Source organism: Methanothermobacter sp., from assembly GCF_030055435.1.
GTDB lineage: Archaea > Methanobacteriota > Methanobacteria > Methanobacteriales > Methanothermobacteraceae > Methanothermobacter.
The window spans coordinates 95,227-112,779 of sequence record NZ_JASFYG010000002.1 but is presented as its reverse complement, the minus strand read 5'-3'; the positions used below and the strand labels follow the sequence as shown (position 1 = coordinate 112,779).

Sequence of the window (17,553 nt, the reverse complement as noted above, 5' to 3'; positions counted from 1 at the left end):
TGGTTATATAAAATATACCCTACTTACTTTTAACCATTGCTACTTTGGAGAGGGTGGTTCCATGAGACATGTTCCAGGGCTTGGTCCCCATATGAGGGAGAAGATAGAGGATTTCATAAAGGCCAGGGTGGCCGATAGCGGGACAGATGGCGTTGTACTGGGTCTCAGTGGGGGTGTGGACTCTTCAACTGTCGCCTACCTTGCAGCGGATGCCCTTGGCCCGGATAGGGTTCTTGGCATAATCATGCCGTCTGCCACAACACCCCCTGAGGACCTCAAACATGCAGAGATGGTTGCAGTGGAAACCGGGATAGAATATGAGATGGTGGACATTGAACCCATTTTGGAGGCCTTCAGTGGTATATGCGGTCACCGGCCCAGCAGACTTGCTGTGGCGAACCTCAAGCCAAGGGCAAGGATGATGGTCCTCTACTACCATGCAAATTCCATGAACCGGCTTGTGGCTGGTACCGGTAACCGTACGGAGCTCCTTGTGGGTTACTTCACCAAATACGGTGATGGGGGAGTCGACATACTTCCAATTGGGGGCCTCTACAAGAAACAGGTCCGTATGCTTGCAGAGGAGCTTGGTGTTCCATCCGAGATAATATCCAAGGCCCCATCAGCCGGCCTCTGGCCCGGCCAGACCGATGAGAAGGAACTAGGGATAAGCTACAATGTCCTGGATGAGATCCTCTTTCTGCTGGTTGATAAAAAAATGGGGGTTCCTGAAGTCGCATCTGAACTTGAAGTGCCTGCTGAAGAGGTTAAGAGGATACAGGGTATGATAAATGCGGCAGGACACAAGCTCAGACCCCCTGAAATACCTGATCTTGAGGTGATCTGATGTTCACACTGATATACATAACAACCTCAGGCCAGGAGGAATCCGCAAGGATCGGGCGTAGACTTGTTGAGGATAGACTCGCAGCCTGCGTGAACATCATACCCTCCATAAAATCATTCTACCACTGGGAGGGCTCCCTTGAGGAGGATGAGGAGTCGGTCCTTATTGTTAAAACAACCAGTGAATTAACCCAGCAAATAATTAAAAGAGTTAGGGAACTACATAGTTATGATAATCCATGCATAATTTCAATTCCCATAACAGGGGGATCCCGTGATTACCTTGAATGGTTAAATAATGAAGTCAAAAAGCCATGATGGCGGTGATTCAGTGGATATTGAGAGTAAATGGCGCGATAAGTGGAGAGATGCAGGAATATTTCATGCTGACCCCGATGACAGAAAAAAGATCTTCCTGACAGTTGCCTATCCCTACCCCAGCGGTGCCATGCACATAGGCCACGGAAGGACCTACACTGTCCCGGATGTCTATGCACGTTTCAAGAGGATGCAGGGATACAACGTCCTATTTCCAATGGCCTGGCATGTCACAGGGGCCCCGGTAATAGGTATAGCCAGGAGGATACAGAGAAAGGACCCCTGGACCCTCAAGATCTACAGGGAGGTCCACAAGGTACCCGAGGAGGAACTTGAACGCTTCAGTGACCCTGAATACATAGTTGAATACTTCAGCAGGGAGTACCGTTCTGTGATGGAGGATATGGGTTACTCCATAGACTGGAGGCGTGAATTCAAGACCACGGACCCCAGCTACAGCAGATTTATACAGTGGCAGATAGGGAAGCTCCGTGAGATGGGCCTTGTAAGGAAGGGTGCCCATCCAGTGAAGTACTGCCCTGACTGTGAAAACCCTGTGGGTGACCATGACCTCCTTGAGGGGGAGGGTGTGGCCATAAACCAGCTCACACTCCTCAAGTTCAGACTGGATGATTCATACCTTGTTGCGGCAACCTTCAGGCCTGAAACAATTTACGGTGCAACCAACCTCTGGTTGAACCCGGATGAGGAGTACATGAGGGTACGGACGGGCGGTGAAGAGTGGATAGTAAGCCGCGCCTCCATTAATAACCTGTCCCATCAGAAGCTGGACCTTGAGGTTGAGGGTGACGTGGACCCTGAGGAACTCATTGGAAGGGAAGTTGAAAACCCTGTGACCGGAGAAATGCACCCCATACTTCCAGCCTCATTCGTTGACCCTGAGTACGCCACTGGAGTAGTATTCTCTGTACCTGCCCATGCCCCTGCAGACTTCATAGCCCTTGAGGACCTCAGGAAGAACTCTGAACTGCTTGAAAGGTATGGCCTCGGTGATGTGATTGAGGGCCTCGAACCCATAAATGTGATCACAGTTGAGGGTTACGGAATGTTCCCCGCTGCAGAGGTGATCCAGAAATTCGGGGTTGAGAGTCAGAAAGATGAACGCCTTGAAGACGCCACAGGGGAACTCTACAAGGTCGAACATGCCAAGGGTGTGATGAGCAGCCACATCCCTGTATATGCTGGAATGAAGGTTTCAGAGGCCCGTGAAGTCATAGCAGATGAACTGAAATCTGAAGGCCTCGCTGATGAGATGTACGAGTTTGCAGAGCGCCCTGTAATATGCCGCTGTGGTGGAAGGTGCGTTGTGAGGCTCATGGAGGACCAGTGGTTTATGAAGTACTCCGATGAGGAGTGGAAGGAACTGGCCCACAGATGCCTCTCCAGGATGAATATAATACCTGAGGAGGTAAGGGCCAACTTCCAGTACTACATTGACTGGCTGAATGACTGGGCATGTTCAAGGAGGATAGGTCTAGGTACAAGGCTCCCCTGGGATGAGAGGTGGATAATAGAGCCCCTAACTGATTCAACCATCTACATGGCCTACTACACCATCGCCCATAAGCTGAGGGAGATGGAGCCCGAGAAACTGGATGATGAGTTCTTTGACAGTGTATTCCTTGGTGAAAGCGGAGGGGATGATGAACTCAGGGAGGAATTCAACTACTGGTACCCCCTTGACTGGAGACTATCTGCCAAGGACCTCATAGGCAACCACCTCACATTCCACATATTCCATCACTCCGCCATATTCCCTGAATCCCGCTGGCCCCGTGGTGTTGTTGTATTTGGAATGGGCCTCCTTGAGGGTAACAAGATGTCCTCATCCAAGGGCAACGTGATACTACTAAGGGATGCGATAGAGAGGCATGGAGCAGATGTTGTGCGCCTATTCCTAATGTCATCTGCAGAGCCCTGGCAGGACTTTGACTGGAGGGAGAAGGAGGTTATAGGGACCAGGAGGCGCATCGAGTGGTTCAGGGAATTCTGTGAAAGGGTCTCTGAGATCTGGGACGGCAAACTGGCCCTATCTGAACTTCCTGAATTTGAGCCTGAAAGTTTCGCGGGTAAATGGATGATGTGCCAGCTTAACCACAGGATAAGAGAGGCCACAGAGGCCCTTGAGTCATTCCAGACCCGTAAAGCCGTGCAGGAGGCTCTTTATCTTCTCAAAAAGGATGTGGACCACTACATGGCCCGTGTTGATGGCCTTATCGACATGGAGGTTAAAATGGTGCTTGCACATGTTCTGAGCGCCTGGATAAGGCTCATGGCACCCTTCACTCCCTACACAGCCGAGGAGATGTGGGAGAGGTACGGTGGTGAAGGTTTCGTATCAGAGGCCCCCTGGCCCGCTTTCAGGGAGGAAGCCATAAGCAGGGAGGTCCAGGTTGCAGAGGAGATGATCCAGAACACCGTCAGGGATATCCAGGAGATCATGAAAATACTGGACGCCCGGCCTGAGAGGGTGCACCTCTACATATCACCGCCCTGGAAATGGGATGTCCTGAGAATAGCATCTGAGGTTGGAAAACCGGATATGGGTGCCATAATGGGGAGGGTTTCAGCCTCAAAAGTCCATAGCAACATGAAGGAGGTCTCAGAATTTGTGAGGAGGATCCTCCGGGATGCAGGTAAATCCGAGGTTGTTGAGGTGGATGAGTACAGTGTGCTGGTTGATGCCAGTGACTACATAAAATCAGAGGTGGGGGCCGATGTGGTGATCCACCGTGATGCAGACTACGACCCTGAAAACAAGGCCAAAAATGCTGTTCCCCTTAAACCTGCAATATATCTTGAGACATGAGGTTAAAGGGACATTCATTTTTTTATTTATTCATTGCCTGACCCTTTTATTTAAAAAATAATATGCTGGCTTGGGGATTAAATAAAGCTTATTTTCAGATGATGTTTTTCATTGGATGTTATCTGAAGATTCAACCCTGTTTTCAAGTGTTCCCACACCCTCAACGGTGGCCCTGACGGTGTCACCCGGTTTCATCTCTCCAACTCCTGGTGGTGTGCCGGTTGCAATGATATCGCCGGGCTCCAGTGTCATGATCTCTGATATGAACTCAACCAGTTCCTGGACGGTGAATATCATGTTTGATGTGCTGGATGACTGCCTGAGTACCCCATTGAGTTCAAGGGATATATCAAGGTTGCTGGGTCTGATATCAGTTTCTATGAATGGTCCTATGGGGCAGAATGTGTCAAAGCTCTTTGCACGGGTCCACTGGCCGTCACGCCTCTGGAGGTCCCTTGCAGTTACATCATTGAGGACCGTGTAGCCTGCTATGAATTCATCCGCCTCCTCTGAATCAACGCACCTCGCCCTTTCTGATATAACCACTGCAAGTTCAACCTCATGGTCAACCTCCGAGGACATTGTAGGGTAGACTATTGCATCGCCATGGCCTATGACCGCTGTTGGTGGCTTGAGGAATATGACGGGTTCATCAGGGATGTCCATTCCAAGTTCAGCTGCGTGGTCCCTGTAGTTGAGACCCACACATATGACCTTTGAGGGTGAAACCGGTGGGAGGATCCTAACGTCCCCCATATTATGTTCCGAGATAACCTCAGGGTCTTCAAGGAGGTAGTGATCACTTTCAACCTGAAATACCCTTTCTCCATCTGTAAAGCCGCAGAGAACCCTTCCATCATGTGAAAACCGGAGGAACTTCATTGATACACCTCAGGGGATTATCCTCTCAATTGGCACAACCAGTATGTCCCTTGCCCCCACAGCCTTGAGCCTGTTCACCAGGTTGAAGACATCCTTCTCATCCACAACCGCGTGGACAGCCACAACCCCATTATCTGAGAGCACCTCAGAGACAGTGGGTCCGGTCATCCCTGGCATGAGTGCCCTCACACGATCCAGGTTTTTCCTGTCTATGTTCAGCATTACGAGTCTGCGACCCTCTGCATCTATAACTCCCCGTATACCTGTTCTGAGTTCCTCTATCAGCTGCCCCTTGCTTCTGTAGCTTTCGGGGTTTGCTATGAGTTTCACTGAACTCTCAAGGAGTGTGTCAATGACCTTGAGGTGGTTCATCCTGAGTGTGGTGCCGGTGCTGCTGAGGTCGGTTATGAGGTCCGCCACCCCGATGAATGGTGCTATCTCTGTGGAGCCTGTGAGTTCAACTATCTCGGCCCCTATATTCCTTTTCCTGATATAATCCCGTGTTATCCTGGGAAACTCTGTTGCTATGACAGCACCGTCGGGTATGTCCTCTGGTTTCTCGATGGGGGAGTCCTCGGGGGCTGCCAGGACAAGGCTGGCCCTCCCATAGTTGAGGTCCTCGAGAATTTCAACCTCACTCCCCCTCTCCACTATGAGGTCGTATCCTGTGATACCAAGGTCAGCCGCCCCATCTGCAACGAATTCGGGTATATCGGCTGCCCTGCTGAACATGACATCGATCTGGGGGTGCTGTGTCTTTGAAAATAGCTTCCTGTTAATTGTATCCTTCAGCCCCACACCTGCGTTTTCAAGTAGCCTTATTGCAGGTTCGCTTATCCTTCCCTTTGAGGGAACTGCTATTCTTATCTTCATTCAATCCCTCGATGACTCAAATTTTACTGTGAATGCCGTACACAGCAGTATCTCATCTGCAGAATCACATCACTTATATCTCTTTTTAAGGAACCTATATAATAGCTTTAGATTCATCCCAGATTACAAGTTAAAACTTATAAGTTATAAGGTGATCCGATGGAGAATGAGAGCATACTGATACATGGCGCCCAGATCCTTGACGCAGCAGGCCCGCGCAGGGGATCGGTTCTGATTGAGGGTAACACCATAGAGGAGGTTTCAGACAACCTGAGTCCCGGTGACGCTGACACCGTCATTGATGGCCACGGGAAACTCCTCGTCCCGGGTCTTGTGAATACACACACCCACCTCTCAATGACACTGTTCAGGGGGATGGCAGATGACCTCCCCCTTGACAGGTGGCTGAATGAACATATCTGGCCAGCCGAGGCCCACCTCAACGGGGAATACTGCCATGCTGGGGCCCTCCTTGGATGTGTGGAGATGATAAGGTCAGGTACAACCACCTTCAATGACATGTACTTCTACATGGATGACGTGGCCCGTGCAGTGGATGAGGCGGGACTGAGATGCGTTCTAAGTCACGGGATGATAGACCTGGGGGATGATGATAAAAGGCGGGCTGAAATCAGGGAGAGCCTCAGGATAATCCGTGAATGCCATGGAATGGCAGATGGACGCATAAAGGTTGCCCTTGGACCCCACAGCCCCTACACCTGCTCAGAGGAACTCCTCCGAGAAACCGCTCGGCTGGCAGATGAACACGGTCTTGGTATCCATATCCACGTATCTGAAACAGAAAATGAGGTCAGGGAGGTATCAGAAGCCCATGGAATGTCCCCTGTTGAGTACCTGGATTCTACAGGCGTCCTTGGACCGGAGACCGTGGCAGCCCACTGCGTCTGGCTGAGCGAAAATGAAATGGAGATCCTCTCAGAGCGAGGAGTGAAGGTCTCACACAACCCCTCAAGCAATATGAAACTGGCATCAGGCACCTCACCTGTACCTGAACTCATGGAGCGGGGCGTCAACGTCTCCATCGGGACAGACGGGGCCGCCTCAAACAATAACCTGGATATGTTTGAGGAGATGAAGACAGCCTCACTGCTCCAGAAGGTCAGACTCCATGACCCCACGGCACTCCCTGCGATGGATGTATTCCGTATGGCAACAGTGAATGGTGCCGAGGCCCTGGGAATCAAGTCTGGCCTCATAGAGGAGGGCATGCTGGCGGATCTTGTGGTCCTGAACACCCGCAGGCCCCACCTCACACCCTGGAGGAACCCGGCCTCACACCTCGTATATTCTGCCAGTGGCGCGGATGTTGATACTGTGATATGTGACGGGAGGATTCTGCTGCTTGAGGATAAACTGAAGGTGCTGGACGAGGAATACGTCATGGAACTTGCAGAGGGTGCTGCAGAGGAGCTTGCATCAAAACAGTAGGGTTGGGAAGATGATCGCATTATTCGACATCGACAAAACCCTCATACACCGCTCAGAGGTCCATGAGGAGGCATTCAGCTATGCTTTCAGGGAGGTCTACGGTGTTGACGCAACCATTGACCTCATAGATTACCATGGAAAAACAGACCCGGCAATAGCCAGGGAGGTCCTCAGCCTCATGGGCCTCAAATTAGAGGATATAGATGATGGGATGGACGACTTCCTCCATGAACTCGTGGTTTATGTGGGAAAAAACATCCAGTACGATGATATCAAGCTCATAGATGGTGTTATGGAGTTTCTTGAGTCCTTAAGATCCGTCAGTGCCTGCATGGGAATTGTCACAGGTAATCTGGAAGATATAGCCTTCATGAAGCTTGAGAGGGCTGGAATTGCAGGTTACTTCTCATTCGGGGGCTTTGGGAGTGACAGCAGCATAAGGGAGGAGCTCACAGAAATCGCGGTTAAGAGGGGACTTGAGATGGGGGCCTCGGGAAGAATCGTCCTCTTTGGTGACACACCCTACGATATGATGGCCGGGGCCCATGTGGGTGCCCTTAAGATTGGAATAGCAGCCGGGAGGTATGGGGAGGCAGAGCTCAGACGGGCGGAGGCTGACCATGTCTTCAGGGACTACCGCAGCCCTGAGATAATGGATATAGTGACCCCCTGAGCAGTTTTAACCTACTTCAATTACTTGTATCAAGTTACTGCTCATCTCTCTATGAACTGAGGCTCCATCTTCCTGTTTAGTAATATGCTTCTTTTCCATTCTGGGCGTGTTTCAGGGAAATCCTCCCGGTAGTGGGACCCCCTGCTCTCCTCCCGTATAAGGGCTGAGCGGGTCACCAGTGAGGCTGTTATGAGCATGTTCTCAAGTTCAAGGGCCTCCAGGAGGTTGCTGTTAAACCCTCCTGTCTCAGGGACATCAAGGTCCCCCAGTTTATCCATCAGCGTGGAAATCCTGGACATTGCAGATTCAAGTGACCTCCGGCTCCTCACAATTGCAACATCACTCCACATCGCCTCATGGAGTTCCTCCCTTATCTCAGCCGGCCTTATGGATCCATCGCGGACCATGCCCTTTATCCTCTTTTCCTCCTCCTCAATGAGTGATCTGACTTGTTTCCTGGATGAATTCATGGCGTTTTTTGCAGCCGATATACCTGCCCTCCTCCCGAATACCTGGGTATCGGCCAGGGCATTTCCTCCGAGCCTGTTGGCCCCGTGGACGCCACCTGCCACCTCTCCCGCTGCGAAGAGGTTCCTGAGGTTGGTCCTGCCCCATTCATCTATCCTGACACCCCCCATGAAGTGGTGTGCTGTGGGTGCAACCTCCATCGGCTCAGACCTTATATCCACGCCCACATCCAGGAACTGGAGGAGCATGGTCTCAAGTTTCTCCTCTATAACCTCATCAGGGAGGTGGCTCACATCTAGGTAGACGCCGCCGTTCTCGGTTCCCCGGCCCTCCATTATCTCGGTGTAGATGGCCCTTGCAACCACGTCCCTTGTTGCAAGTTCCCCTCGGGGGTCATAGCGGCTCATGAACCGTTCACCCTCAATGTTTAGTAGTATACCGCCTTCACCTCTCACGGCCTCCGTCACAAGGACCCCCCTCCGTGACTCGGGGTATACCATGCCTGTGGGGTGGAACTGGACCTGTTCCATGTCTATGAGGTCAGCCCCTGCCTTCCAGGCTAGTGCAAAGCCATCACCACCCTTCTGCATGGTATTGGATGTTACAGGATATATGTGGCCTGCTCCGCCTGATGCCAGTATGGTGGAGGAGGCCCTGAAGGCCACAGGTTCTGAATTCCTGATGGATACACCCATGGCGCCAAGGACGCTGCCATCCTCAACAAGGAGTGAGGTTATCATCACCTCATCGATGGTCTCTATGTCCCTCCTTATAACTTCCTCCTTGAGGGCCATGATAATCTCATGACCTGTCCTGTCCCCATGGTAGCAGGTCCTCCTGTAGGTCTGGCCTCCGAAGGGCCTCTGATCCAGGAGGCCTGACTCCTGGCGGTCAAAGAGTGCACCATATTCTTCAAGGTCCCTCAGTCTGTCAGGGGCCTCGTCCACCAGTACACGGACAAGTCTGGGGTCGTTGATGAACCCCCCACCCCTCATTGTATCCTCAAAGTGGACATCAGGACTGTCATCAGGATCAACACATGCGAATGCGGCGTTGTATCCACCCTCAGCCATTCCTGTGCATCCTGATTTGAATGATAAACCCTTTGAAACTATGATTGGTGTCAGTTTGTGTTCAGAAACCTCAATTGCTGCCCTGCAACCGGCTCCGCCTGAGCCTATTATGAGAACATCACATTCGTAAAGCTCGCTTTCCATGGAGATTATTTTCAACATTCATTATTATAAGGTTTGGCAGTCAATATGTTAAGGTGATGAATATGGGAAGTGAAAGATCACCCTTCTCTTGAAGGTGACGGTGGGAAAACTGAAGGCACCTTCAACTGGCTAATTTAACGGAAGCATCTCATGATGGGTGATAACCCGGCTCATCGCACTTGATGATCCCTATTACGTATACCATAAAGATCACGGGGGTTCCATTTGAAGAAGAAGGATATAGTTAAACTATCAAGGAGGGACTTTGAGAGGGCATGGCTTGAGAGCGGGAAGCTCCTTAAAAAGCCCCACCATGACATGCAGTATCCACGCCTGAGGTTTGGTGTGGGAAAATCCCACGTCCTCTATGACACCATCTGGATGATAAGGGAGGCCTACCTCAGGCTGGGTTTCAGTGAGATGGTGAACCCTGTATTCATAGACGAGGAGCATATATACAGGCAGTTTGGCCCCGAGGCCCCGGCGGTCCTTGACAGGTGCTTCTACCTGGGGGGGCTTCCAAGGCCAGACATAGGCCTGAGCCTTGATAAGATCCAGATGATAGAGGATATGGGAGTTGAGGTGACAGAGGACAGGATCCAGGGCCTCAAGGAGGTCTTCAGGTCCTACAAGAAGGGTGACATCTCCGGGGACGACCTCGTCCTTGAGGTATCCGGGGCCCTTGAGGTTGAAAGCCATGAAGCCCTCAGGATCATCGAGAGGGTGTTCCCTGAGATAAGGGACCTCAAACCCGTCGCAGGCAGGACAACCCTGAGGTCCCATATGACCTCGGGATGGTTCATATCCCTGCAGAACATGCATGACCGATACCCCCTCCCCCTGAAACTCTTCTCAATTGACCGATGCTTCAGGAGGGAGCAGAGGGAGGATTCAAGTCACCTCATGACCTATCACTCAGCCTCATGCGTAGTTGTGGATGATGAGGTTCCCCTGGACGTTGGGAAGGCAGTGGCCGAGGGCCTGCTTGAGCACTTCGGCTTCTCAAGGTTCAAGTTTCTGCCTGATGAGAAGAAATCCAAGTACTACATTCCCGGGACCCAGACAGAGGTCTACGCCTACCACCCAGGCCTCAGGGACTGGGTTGAAATTGCAACCTTCGGGTTATACTCCCCCATAGCACTCTCAATGTACGGCATAGACAAAGAGGTCATGAACCTTGGGGTTGGTGTTGAACGTGTGGCCATGATACTCAACCAGGTGGATGACGTCCGGGAGATGGTCTACCCCCAGATCCATGGACCCTGGAGGCTCACCGACAGGGACATCGCCGGCATGCTCAGGATAAACCTCCACCCTGTAACCTCAGATGGCAGGATGCTCATGGAGAGGATAATTGAAACCTGGAGGGCCCATGCAGACGCAGAGTCACCCTGCAGCTTTGAGGTTTACAGTGGAGAATTCCTTGGCAGGAGGATCAGGGTGGAAGCGGTTGAGGATGAGGAGAACACGCGGCTCCTTGGACCTGCGGTCTGGAACACCATCTACATCCACGATGGCAACATACTGGGTGTTCCACCCGGGACGGAACTGGACAACGAACTCATAGCCAGCGCCCGGCGGGATGGCCTCAACACAGGGATAACCTACATGGATGCCCTTGCAGCCGAGGCAGCCTACAGGGTGGAGGAGATGGCTGTGAGCGGCGCCGAAGAGGTTGAGGTGAGGAGCACGATAGCAAGGTCCCTTTCTGACCTGAACCTAATCCTGGATGATGTGGCCATGAGGTACATAACAGGCAGGAACCGTGAGATAGACCTGAGGGGTCCCCTCTTCTCAACTATAAGGGGCAGGCTGGAGTGAGAGGATGATCATAACCGGAAGGGTCAGTTCAGGTTTCGGTGAGGGCGCATACTTCATGACAAGGGACGTCTACCTTGAACAGTTCAGGGAGAAGCTGGGGTTCGAGCCATTCCCCGGCACCCTAAACATAGAAACTGACGACCCTGAAATCGTCAGAAAACTGCGCCTTAAGGCTGACAAAATACATGGTGGTGGCGGTTTCGGGGATGTACTCTATGTGAGGGCTGTACTGAACGATGAGGTTGATGGAGCCATTCTGTTCCCTGTTAAAACCCATCACAGGGATGTGTGCCTTGAATTTGTTGCCCCTGTAAACCTCAGAAAAACCCTTAAATTAAGAGATGGAGATACTGTTAGCCTAAAGATAATGGATGATAAATCATCAGATTAATTGAGTGATACAACAGAGTCGTGATCATATGATCCAGGAAGCCCTTAAAGCACTCAGAAAGGGAGAAATGGTCCTTGTATTCGACGCCGACAACCGTGAACGGGAAACAGATATGATTGTTGCTGCTGAAAAAACAACCCCTGATCATATCAGGGTCATGAGGAACGATGCAGGTGGCCTCATATGTGTACCGGTATCCTGGGAGAACTCAGAAAGTCTCGGTATACCCTACATGACCGATATAATGAATGAGGCCTCAGGCCGCTACCCCGTACTCAGCAGGTTATCACCCCACGATATACCCTACGATGAAAAGTCGGCGTTCTCCATAACAGTGAACCACCGAAGGACATTTACAGGAATAACTGACAATGACAGGGCCCTAACTATAAGAGAGCTTGCAGAGCTCTGTAAAAACAAAAAACACCATGAGTTTGGGGATCTTTTCAGGTCACCAGGCCATGTCACCCTCCTGAGGGCCGCCGATGGCCATGTGACCAGGAGGAGGGGTCACACCGAGATGAGCATAGCACTCATGGAGATGGCCGGGCTTGAGGGAGTTGCGGTCTGCTGTGAGATGATGGATGATAGGACCGGTAATGCGCTTTCAACGGATGATGCCATGAAATATGCTGAGGAACACGACCTCATATTCATGAGCGGAGCAGATCTAATTGAATCATACATGGAATTCAGATCTTAGAGGTGTTCTTATGGAGAGGCTGAAGATAGGTATCAGTGGACTTGATGACACAATAGGCGGCTTCCCCATGGGTAGGTCCGTCCTCATAACCGGGGAGCCTGGATGCGGGAAGACAATCTTTGGATTGCGTTTTGCAATAAGCAGCTGCATGGAGGGATACAACACGGTCTATATTACAGCCGAGGAGGACGCCAACGACCTCCACATCCAGGCAAACTCCTTTGGCTGGAACACCCAGGAACTTGAGGAGAGGGGACTCCTCAACTTCATAGAACTGACCGGTATAAGGGCCAGGATAACAGAGGCCGAGCTCAGCATGGACATGGACCCAATGAAGGGCAACTTCACCAAGATAATACATGACATCCCCCCTGAGGCTGAGGTGGTTGTGATAGACAGTCTGGGGGGCTACACAGCCAAGTTAACACCATATGAGTTCAGGAACCAGTTTGATCTCCTGGTATATGAGCTCAAGCAGAGGGGTATAACCTCTGTTATCATACTTGACAGCGCCACCTCCAAGGAATTCAATGAAATCGCCCTCTTCTCGGTCTATGGTGCCATAAAGCTCGGCAGAAGGGAGAACCCCTACACAGGTCGAAGGGAGCGTATAATGGACATAGTTAAGATGAGAAGCACCAAGACGCCCCTACAGTTCCTCACCTATGAGATAGGTGGAGAGGAGGGTATAACAATAACAGAGGGGGAGGAGATCCCTGAGGAGGATCTTGAAATTTAACCCCCTATTTTTTATCACCTAAAAAATAACCTAATTTTTTCTGAATCTTCTCATTATCTCCTCAAGGTCAGTGTATCCCCTGAATTCCGGTTCTGCTGCTTCAGATATAAGAAGATCCACATCAAGGTTTTCCTCAACAGCCTCCATGGCCCTCATGCAGAAGTCCTCAAGTTTTATCTCAACCTCAGGTGTGCCGCCCCTCATGCTCATCTTAACCCGGGGCAGAGCCAGGTACCTCCCCCCTGAGGCCCTCTCAAATATATCCATGTCATAGACCCTGTTGAGTATGGCATGGGGGACCTCAACCCCAAGTTTCTCAAGGACACTTATATGGGCTTCCAGGTCAACGGCCGCGGACTCCACCCCGCCCCTGCTGCAGCCGGCCACCATTATGACAGGTATCCCAGCTGCAAGAGCGATTTCGGCCCCTGAGTAGGGTACGGTTTCATTGAGGAGCCCTGTTAATATGCTCATAACACCCTCGATCAGTATTATATCATACCTTCCCCTCACCGATTCCAGGGCATCCTCAAGGTCCATCCAGCCCAGGTGCCCTATCCTTATGGAGGAGTGTTCCTCCATCGGCTCCTTTATGAGGTAGAGGGCCGGTACTATGTCCCTCACATCAGGGCCCACCTTCATGACCCCCACCCTGAGACCCCGCCTCCTTAGGGCCCCTGCAAGGCCGGTGACTATGAAGGTTTTTCCTGCATCCGAGCCTGTGGATGCTATCATGATGGCCAGGGGGGTCTTCCTGGTCTCCCTTCCTCTTTCTTCAACGTTTATGCCTGTGTCCACGCCAATCTCTGATCTGAGGGTTTTTCTGAGTTCCCTGTTCTTCTCCAGTATCCTCTCCCTTGCATCCTCACCGGCGCCCAGAAACTCCAGTATGTTCTCCACAAGGGCGGGGTTCTCATCAAGTGCCCCGTGGACCATGGTGCCTGCGACGTTTCCATCGTCACTGCAGACGCCCGAGGTTACCTCAAGCCTCCTGTCCCTGTAATCAGCCCTCCTTATTATGGAGCGCATTATCTCAGGCGCATCCCCCCTTATCTCACCGTAGGTGTGGCAGTGAAAACCGGTTACCCTCTCACCGGTTAAACCTGAGGTGAGAAACGATTCGCCAGTGATAAGGGCCTCCACACGATCGTTACTTATCATTGGGTGGAATGATACATTCAGGAGCCCCAGCCCCTCCCTGTATATGGGGCAGGGCGATTTTCTCCCTATATCCGTCCTCTCTGCCAGTGCCTGGAACCCTGAGCAGATGCCGAGGACAAATTTTCCCTCAGCCGCCATCCTCCTTATCTCTGATGCAAGGTCCTCTGATAGACTCCCCGACTCAACTATGCTCCCACCGGGTATTATGATGCCATCCAGGACCCTGTGGGCCCTCTCACCATTCACGAGGCCATTCTCCTTAACCAGGTCGGTGGGTAGAAATCCAAAATCCTCAAAGGCCGGTACAGAGCCCCTCAGGTAGGCGAGTCCAATCCTCATGTAAACTCACTCTAAAGGGAGGCTATACCCCTCATTGCAGAGAGTATCATTCCATCATCCCCTGGCTTTGCCTGTAGCTGCAGACCCACAGGAACCCCATCCACGTCACCCGCAGGCATGCTTGCAGCGGGGATACCTGCAAGGTTGGCTATGACCGTGAGGACATCGTATGCATACATCTCCATTGGTTCAAGTTCCTCTCCAAGCCTGTGGGGTAGTTTCGGAACTGTAGGGCCCAGTATTATGTCCACGTTCTTCAGGAGCCCCTCTATCTCCCTCCTTATGAGTGACCTTGCCTGGAGGGCCCTCCTGTAGTATTTACCAGATAGTTCCTTCTGGCTGATGTAGGAGCCCATGTGTATCCTCCTGAGCACCTCAGGGCCGCATACATCCTCTATCCTGTGGCCATACTTCCTGCCATCGTACTTCCTCGTGGCTGAGAAGAATTCAACATAGTTTATGAGGTAATAGGTTGGGAGGCAGAGGTCAATATAACTGAAATCAAGTTCCACTATCTCAGCCCCCTCATCCCCTATCAGGTCAAGTTTCCCCTGGATGGCAGCATCTATCGAGTCATCGGTGACCTCAAGAAACTCCTTCACAACACCGAAGCGCATATCCTTCAGTTCCCGATCCACGCTGAGTTCCTGGTCCTCTGAAATGGTTGTTGGGTCGGTGGGGTCATGGCCTGATATCACCTCAAGGGTCAGCTGAAGGCCGGATACGTCAGCTGCAAGGGGCCCTATCTGGTCGAAGCTCATGGCAAGGTCAAGGAGCCCCTGCCTTGAAACCAACCCATAGGTTGGCTTGAACCCCATGACCCCACAGTGGGAGGCCGGGTTCCTTATGGATCCCCCGGTATCTGATCCCAGTGCAATGTCGCACATCCCGGCTGCAACGGCAGCGGCGCTTCCCCCACTGGAACCACCGGGTATCCTTCCAGGTGCAGAGGGGTTGTCTGTGGGGCCAAAGAATGAGGTCTCTGTTGAACTCCCTGCTGCGAATTCGTCCATATTGGTCATGCCGACTATTATCCCGTCCTCTTCCTTTATGCGCCTTATGACGGTTGCATCGTAGCTTCCAGTGTAGTTCTCAAGGGTCCTGGACGCTGCGGATACCGTGAATCCCTCCACGTTGATGTTGCTCTTAACACCTATAACCAGGCCCGCGAGTCTACCTGTCCTCTCGCCGGAGGCTATCCTTGAGTCTATCTCCTCAGCCCTCTGGAAGGCCTCCTCCTCCCTGACCTCTATAAATGCGTTTATGTCATCATTTTTTGCCCTTATTGTCCTGATGAACCTTTCAAGGTTCTCTGATGCGGTCATGCCATGATCCTTAATCATTTCAACCTTATCCATGATTTCCATTTCCAAACACCCGTATCCTATCATTGAGTAAACCGGTTATCCTGAAGACCTGCATGTGAGGGCCCCTGGCTTCCCATGATGGTTATCCTGAGGTATCTGCAGGTGCCTGGTCACCCTCCTATCTGGGTTTAATTTCATTTTCAACATTAATAAATGTGAAGATGACCAAGATCTAGAATATGGAATGGATGGAAAGGGTGAAGTGATGGAGAAAACCATTATACTCAAAAAAAGTGATGTTGAGAGTCTTCTGACCATGGATGACTGCCTGAAGGCCGTTGAGAACGCCTTTGTCCAGGATGCCCTTGGCCGTGTCCAGATGCCCCCCAAGATGTACCTATTCTTCAGGAAATACGATGGGGACCTCAGGGTGATGCCCTCCTACCTTGAGGAACTTGAAATGGCGGGTGTTAAGTGCGTGAATGTCCACCCCTCAAATCCCCGTGAACATTCCCTCCCGACGGTCATGGCTGTCATAGAGCTTGTCGATCCAAGGACCGGGTTCCCCCTTGCACTCATGGATGGAACATATATAACCGATATGAGGACCGGGGCAGCCGGCGGGGTCTCCGTGAAGTACCTTGCAGATCGGGAGGCCTCAACACTGGGGATGGTGGGTGCCGGGAGACAGGCCTGGACACAGCTCATGGCCATCAGCAGGGTAGCAGACCTTGAGGAGGCCTATGTTTACTGCAGGACACCATCCCAGCGAGAGAAATTCGCAAGGAAAGCCTCTGAGGTCTATGGGTTCAGGGTCAAACCTGCCCGGGATATCAGGGAGGCTGTGGAGGGGAGGGACATAGTTGTAACTGCCACCCCCTCAAGGAAGCCCCTGGTGAAGGCTGACTGGATAACACCAGGGACACACATATGTGCCATGGGGGCGGATGCCCCTGGAAAGCAGGAACTGGACCCCCTCATACTCAAAAGGGGGCGGGTCTTCTATGACAACTGGGAACAGGCATCCCACAGTGGAGAGATAAACGTACCCCTCGGTGAGGGCCTTATCACAGAGGAGGACCTCCAGGGAACAATAGGGGATGTGATAACAGGTAAAATTGAGGGCAGAAGATCAGTTGAGGATATAACAGTATTTGATTCAACCGGACTCTCACTGCAGGACGTTACAACCGCATGGATGGTCTATGAGAGGGCCGCTGAGTCAGGTAAGGGCCTGGAGGTTGACCTGCAGGGTTGAAGACGATGGTATAAAATTCTGATCCGCAGGGTTTAGTCCAATTCACTGTCCCCAGGAAAAGATGCTATATAGGATGGTGAACACAGTTAGTTACCGGAGCTGTGATATCATGTACCCCACCAGGACATCAATGCATGAACTCCTCGTAAGGATGGACCATGTGTTCGAGAGGATAAGGATACTCGGGAGGACCCGGGCCCTCAGGAAGGATGAGATAGAGGAGATTGACCGTCACCTCACTGAGATCATGAAGATACTTAACAGGTACAATTAGGCTG

The 17,553-nt window shown here is 51.7% G+C and carries 16 protein-coding genes; 11 read left to right on the top strand and 5 right to left on the bottom strand.

The annotated features are described in order from the left end of the window. The first annotated feature begins 61 nt into the window (after positions 1–61). The 3 genes from QFX30_RS02380 to leuS are packed head-to-tail and all read left to right on the top strand — an operon-like array spanning position 62 to position 3,994. On the top strand, positions 62–847 hold the full coding sequence (locus QFX30_RS02380; RefSeq protein WP_300487708.1) for an NAD+ synthase: 786 nt from the start codon (positions 62–64) through the stop codon (positions 845–847). After that, positions 847–1,164 carry a divalent-cation tolerance protein CutA gene (cutA, locus tag QFX30_RS02375; RefSeq protein WP_300487705.1) on the top strand — a complete coding sequence of 106 codons (318 nt, stop codon included), beginning with the start codon at positions 847–849 and terminating at the stop codon, positions 1,162–1,164. Before QFX30_RS02380 ends, cutA begins: the two co-directional genes overlap by 1 nt. Further along, positions 1,145–3,994, top strand: a complete 2,850-nt coding sequence (gene leuS / locus QFX30_RS02370) for a leucine--tRNA ligase (protein ID WP_300487702.1) — start codon at positions 1,145–1,147, stop codon at positions 3,992–3,994. Before cutA ends, leuS begins: the two co-directional genes overlap by 20 nt. Before the next feature lie 108 nt (positions 3,995–4,102). Here the strand turns inward: leuS and QFX30_RS02365 are convergent, their stop codons facing one another. Together QFX30_RS02365 and hisG are read right to left on the bottom strand one after the other, a co-directional pair. Next, a complete protein-coding gene (locus QFX30_RS02365; protein ID WP_300487699.1) occupies positions 4,103–4,876 on the bottom strand; it encodes a fumarylacetoacetate hydrolase family protein in 774 nt (257 codons plus the stop codon). A gap of 9 nt (positions 4,877–4,885) precedes the next feature. After that, positions 4,886–5,749, bottom strand: a complete 864-nt coding sequence (gene hisG / locus QFX30_RS02360; protein ID WP_300487696.1) for an ATP phosphoribosyltransferase — start codon at positions 5,747–5,749, stop codon at positions 4,886–4,888. Between the two features lie 159 nt (positions 5,750–5,908). Here hisG and QFX30_RS02355 point away from each other — a divergent pair, with 159 nt between their 5' ends. Continuing rightward, positions 5,909–7,198: an amidohydrolase family protein gene (locus QFX30_RS02355; protein ID WP_300487693.1), complete on the top strand. Its 1,290-nt coding sequence runs from the start codon at positions 5,909–5,911 to the stop codon at positions 7,196–7,198. 10 nt (positions 7,199–7,208) lie between these two features. Then, positions 7,209–7,871 carry an HAD family hydrolase gene (locus QFX30_RS02350; protein ID WP_300487690.1) on the top strand — a complete coding sequence of 221 codons (663 nt, stop codon included), beginning with the start codon at positions 7,209–7,211 and terminating at the stop codon, positions 7,869–7,871. A gap of 41 nt (positions 7,872–7,912) precedes the next feature. Here QFX30_RS02350 and tfrA read toward each other — a convergent pair whose 3' ends face one another. Continuing rightward, on the bottom strand, positions 7,913–9,556 hold the full coding sequence (gene tfrA, locus QFX30_RS02345; RefSeq protein ID WP_300487687.1) for a fumarate reductase (CoM/CoB) subunit TfrA: 1,644 nt from the start codon (positions 9,554–9,556) through the stop codon (positions 7,913–7,915). Between the two features lie 225 nt (positions 9,557–9,781). Between tfrA and sepS the strand changes: the two genes are divergently transcribed. From sepS to QFX30_RS02325, 4 genes are read left to right on the top strand one after another with little or no spacing between them, the layout of a single operon-like run. Further along, complete coding sequence (gene sepS / locus QFX30_RS02340) at positions 9,782–11,377, top strand: O-phosphoserine--tRNA ligase (protein WP_300487684.1); 1,596 nt, start codon at positions 9,782–9,784, stop codon at positions 11,375–11,377. A gap of 4 nt (positions 11,378–11,381) precedes the next feature. After that, entirely contained in the window at positions 11,382–11,768 is a 387-nt protein-coding gene (locus tag QFX30_RS02335; RefSeq protein ID WP_300487682.1) for a CTP-dependent riboflavin kinase, read from the top strand. A 28-nt stretch (positions 11,769–11,796) separates the two neighbouring features. Continuing rightward, positions 11,797–12,471, top strand: coding sequence for a 3,4-dihydroxy-2-butanone-4-phosphate synthase (gene ribB / locus QFX30_RS02330; RefSeq protein WP_160322825.1), 675 nt, complete (start codon positions 11,797–11,799; stop codon positions 12,469–12,471). Between the two features lie 10 nt (positions 12,472–12,481). Beyond that, positions 12,482–13,210, top strand: a complete 729-nt coding sequence (locus QFX30_RS02325; RefSeq protein WP_300487679.1) for an ATPase domain-containing protein — start codon at positions 12,482–12,484, stop codon at positions 13,208–13,210. A 30-nt stretch (positions 13,211–13,240) separates the two neighbouring features. Here the strand turns inward: QFX30_RS02325 and QFX30_RS02320 are convergent, their stop codons facing one another. Both QFX30_RS02320 and gatA read right to left on the bottom strand, forming a co-directional pair. After that, positions 13,241–14,710 (bottom strand): AAA family ATPase, encoded by a 1,470-nt coding sequence (locus QFX30_RS02320; protein ID WP_300487676.1) that lies wholly within the window; start codon positions 14,708–14,710, stop codon positions 13,241–13,243. A gap of 11 nt (positions 14,711–14,721) precedes the next feature. Further along, complete coding sequence (gene gatA / locus QFX30_RS02315; RefSeq protein ID WP_300487673.1) at positions 14,722–16,077, bottom strand: Asp-tRNA(Asn)/Glu-tRNA(Gln) amidotransferase subunit GatA; 1,356 nt, start codon at positions 16,075–16,077, stop codon at positions 14,722–14,724. 205 nt (positions 16,078–16,282) lie between these two features. Here gatA and ala point away from each other — a divergent pair, with 205 nt between their 5' ends. Then, positions 16,283–17,275 (top strand): alanine dehydrogenase, encoded by a 993-nt coding sequence (ala, locus tag QFX30_RS02310; RefSeq protein WP_300487671.1) that lies wholly within the window; start codon positions 16,283–16,285, stop codon positions 17,273–17,275. A 109-nt stretch (positions 17,276–17,384) separates the two neighbouring features. Further along, positions 17,385–17,549 carry a hypothetical protein gene (locus QFX30_RS02305; protein WP_013294918.1) on the top strand — a complete coding sequence of 55 codons (165 nt, stop codon included), beginning with the start codon at positions 17,385–17,387 and terminating at the stop codon, positions 17,547–17,549. The last annotated feature ends 4 nt before the right edge of the window (positions 17,550–17,553 follow it).

What these genes read in the sequence shown, in the direction of transcription:
- QFX30_RS02380 (WP_300487708.1), top strand. Translation starts at nt 62, where the DNA reads ATGAGACATGTTCCAGGGCTTGGTCCCCATATGAGGGAGAAGATAGAG.
- cutA (WP_300487705.1), top strand. Translation starts at nt 847, where the DNA reads ATGTTCACACTGATATACATAACAACCTCAGGCCAGGAGGAATCCGCA.
- leuS (WP_300487702.1), top strand. Translation starts at nt 1,145, where the DNA reads ATGAAGTCAAAAAGCCATGATGGCGGTGATTCAGTGGATATTGAGAGT.
- QFX30_RS02365 (WP_300487699.1), bottom strand. Translation starts at nt 4,876, where the DNA reads ATGAAGTTCCTCCGGTTTTCACATGATGGAAGGGTTCTCTGCGGCTTT.
- hisG (WP_300487696.1), bottom strand. Translation starts at nt 5,749, where the DNA reads ATGAAGATAAGAATAGCAGTTCCCTCAAAGGGAAGGATAAGCGAACCT.
- QFX30_RS02355 (WP_300487693.1), top strand. Translation starts at nt 5,909, where the DNA reads ATGGAGAATGAGAGCATACTGATACATGGCGCCCAGATCCTTGACGCA.
- QFX30_RS02350 (WP_300487690.1), top strand. Translation starts at nt 7,209, where the DNA reads ATGATCGCATTATTCGACATCGACAAAACCCTCATACACCGCTCAGAG.
- tfrA (WP_300487687.1), bottom strand. Translation starts at nt 9,556, where the DNA reads ATGGAAAGCGAGCTTTACGAATGTGATGTTCTCATAATAGGCTCAGGC.
- QFX30_RS02335 (WP_300487682.1), top strand. Translation starts at nt 11,382, where the DNA reads ATGATCATAACCGGAAGGGTCAGTTCAGGTTTCGGTGAGGGCGCATAC.
- ribB (WP_160322825.1), top strand. Translation starts at nt 11,797, where the DNA reads ATGATCCAGGAAGCCCTTAAAGCACTCAGAAAGGGAGAAATGGTCCTT.
- QFX30_RS02325 (WP_300487679.1), top strand. Translation starts at nt 12,482, where the DNA reads ATGGAGAGGCTGAAGATAGGTATCAGTGGACTTGATGACACAATAGGC.
- QFX30_RS02320 (WP_300487676.1), bottom strand. Translation starts at nt 14,710, where the DNA reads ATGAGGATTGGACTCGCCTACCTGAGGGGCTCTGTACCGGCCTTTGAG.
- gatA (WP_300487673.1), bottom strand. Translation starts at nt 16,077, where the DNA reads ATGGAAATCATGGATAAGGTTGAAATGATTAAGGATCATGGCATGACC.
- ala (WP_300487671.1), top strand. Translation starts at nt 16,283, where the DNA reads ATGGAGAAAACCATTATACTCAAAAAAAGTGATGTTGAGAGTCTTCTG.
- QFX30_RS02305 (WP_013294918.1), top strand. Translation starts at nt 17,385, where the DNA reads ATGTACCCCACCAGGACATCAATGCATGAACTCCTCGTAAGGATGGAC.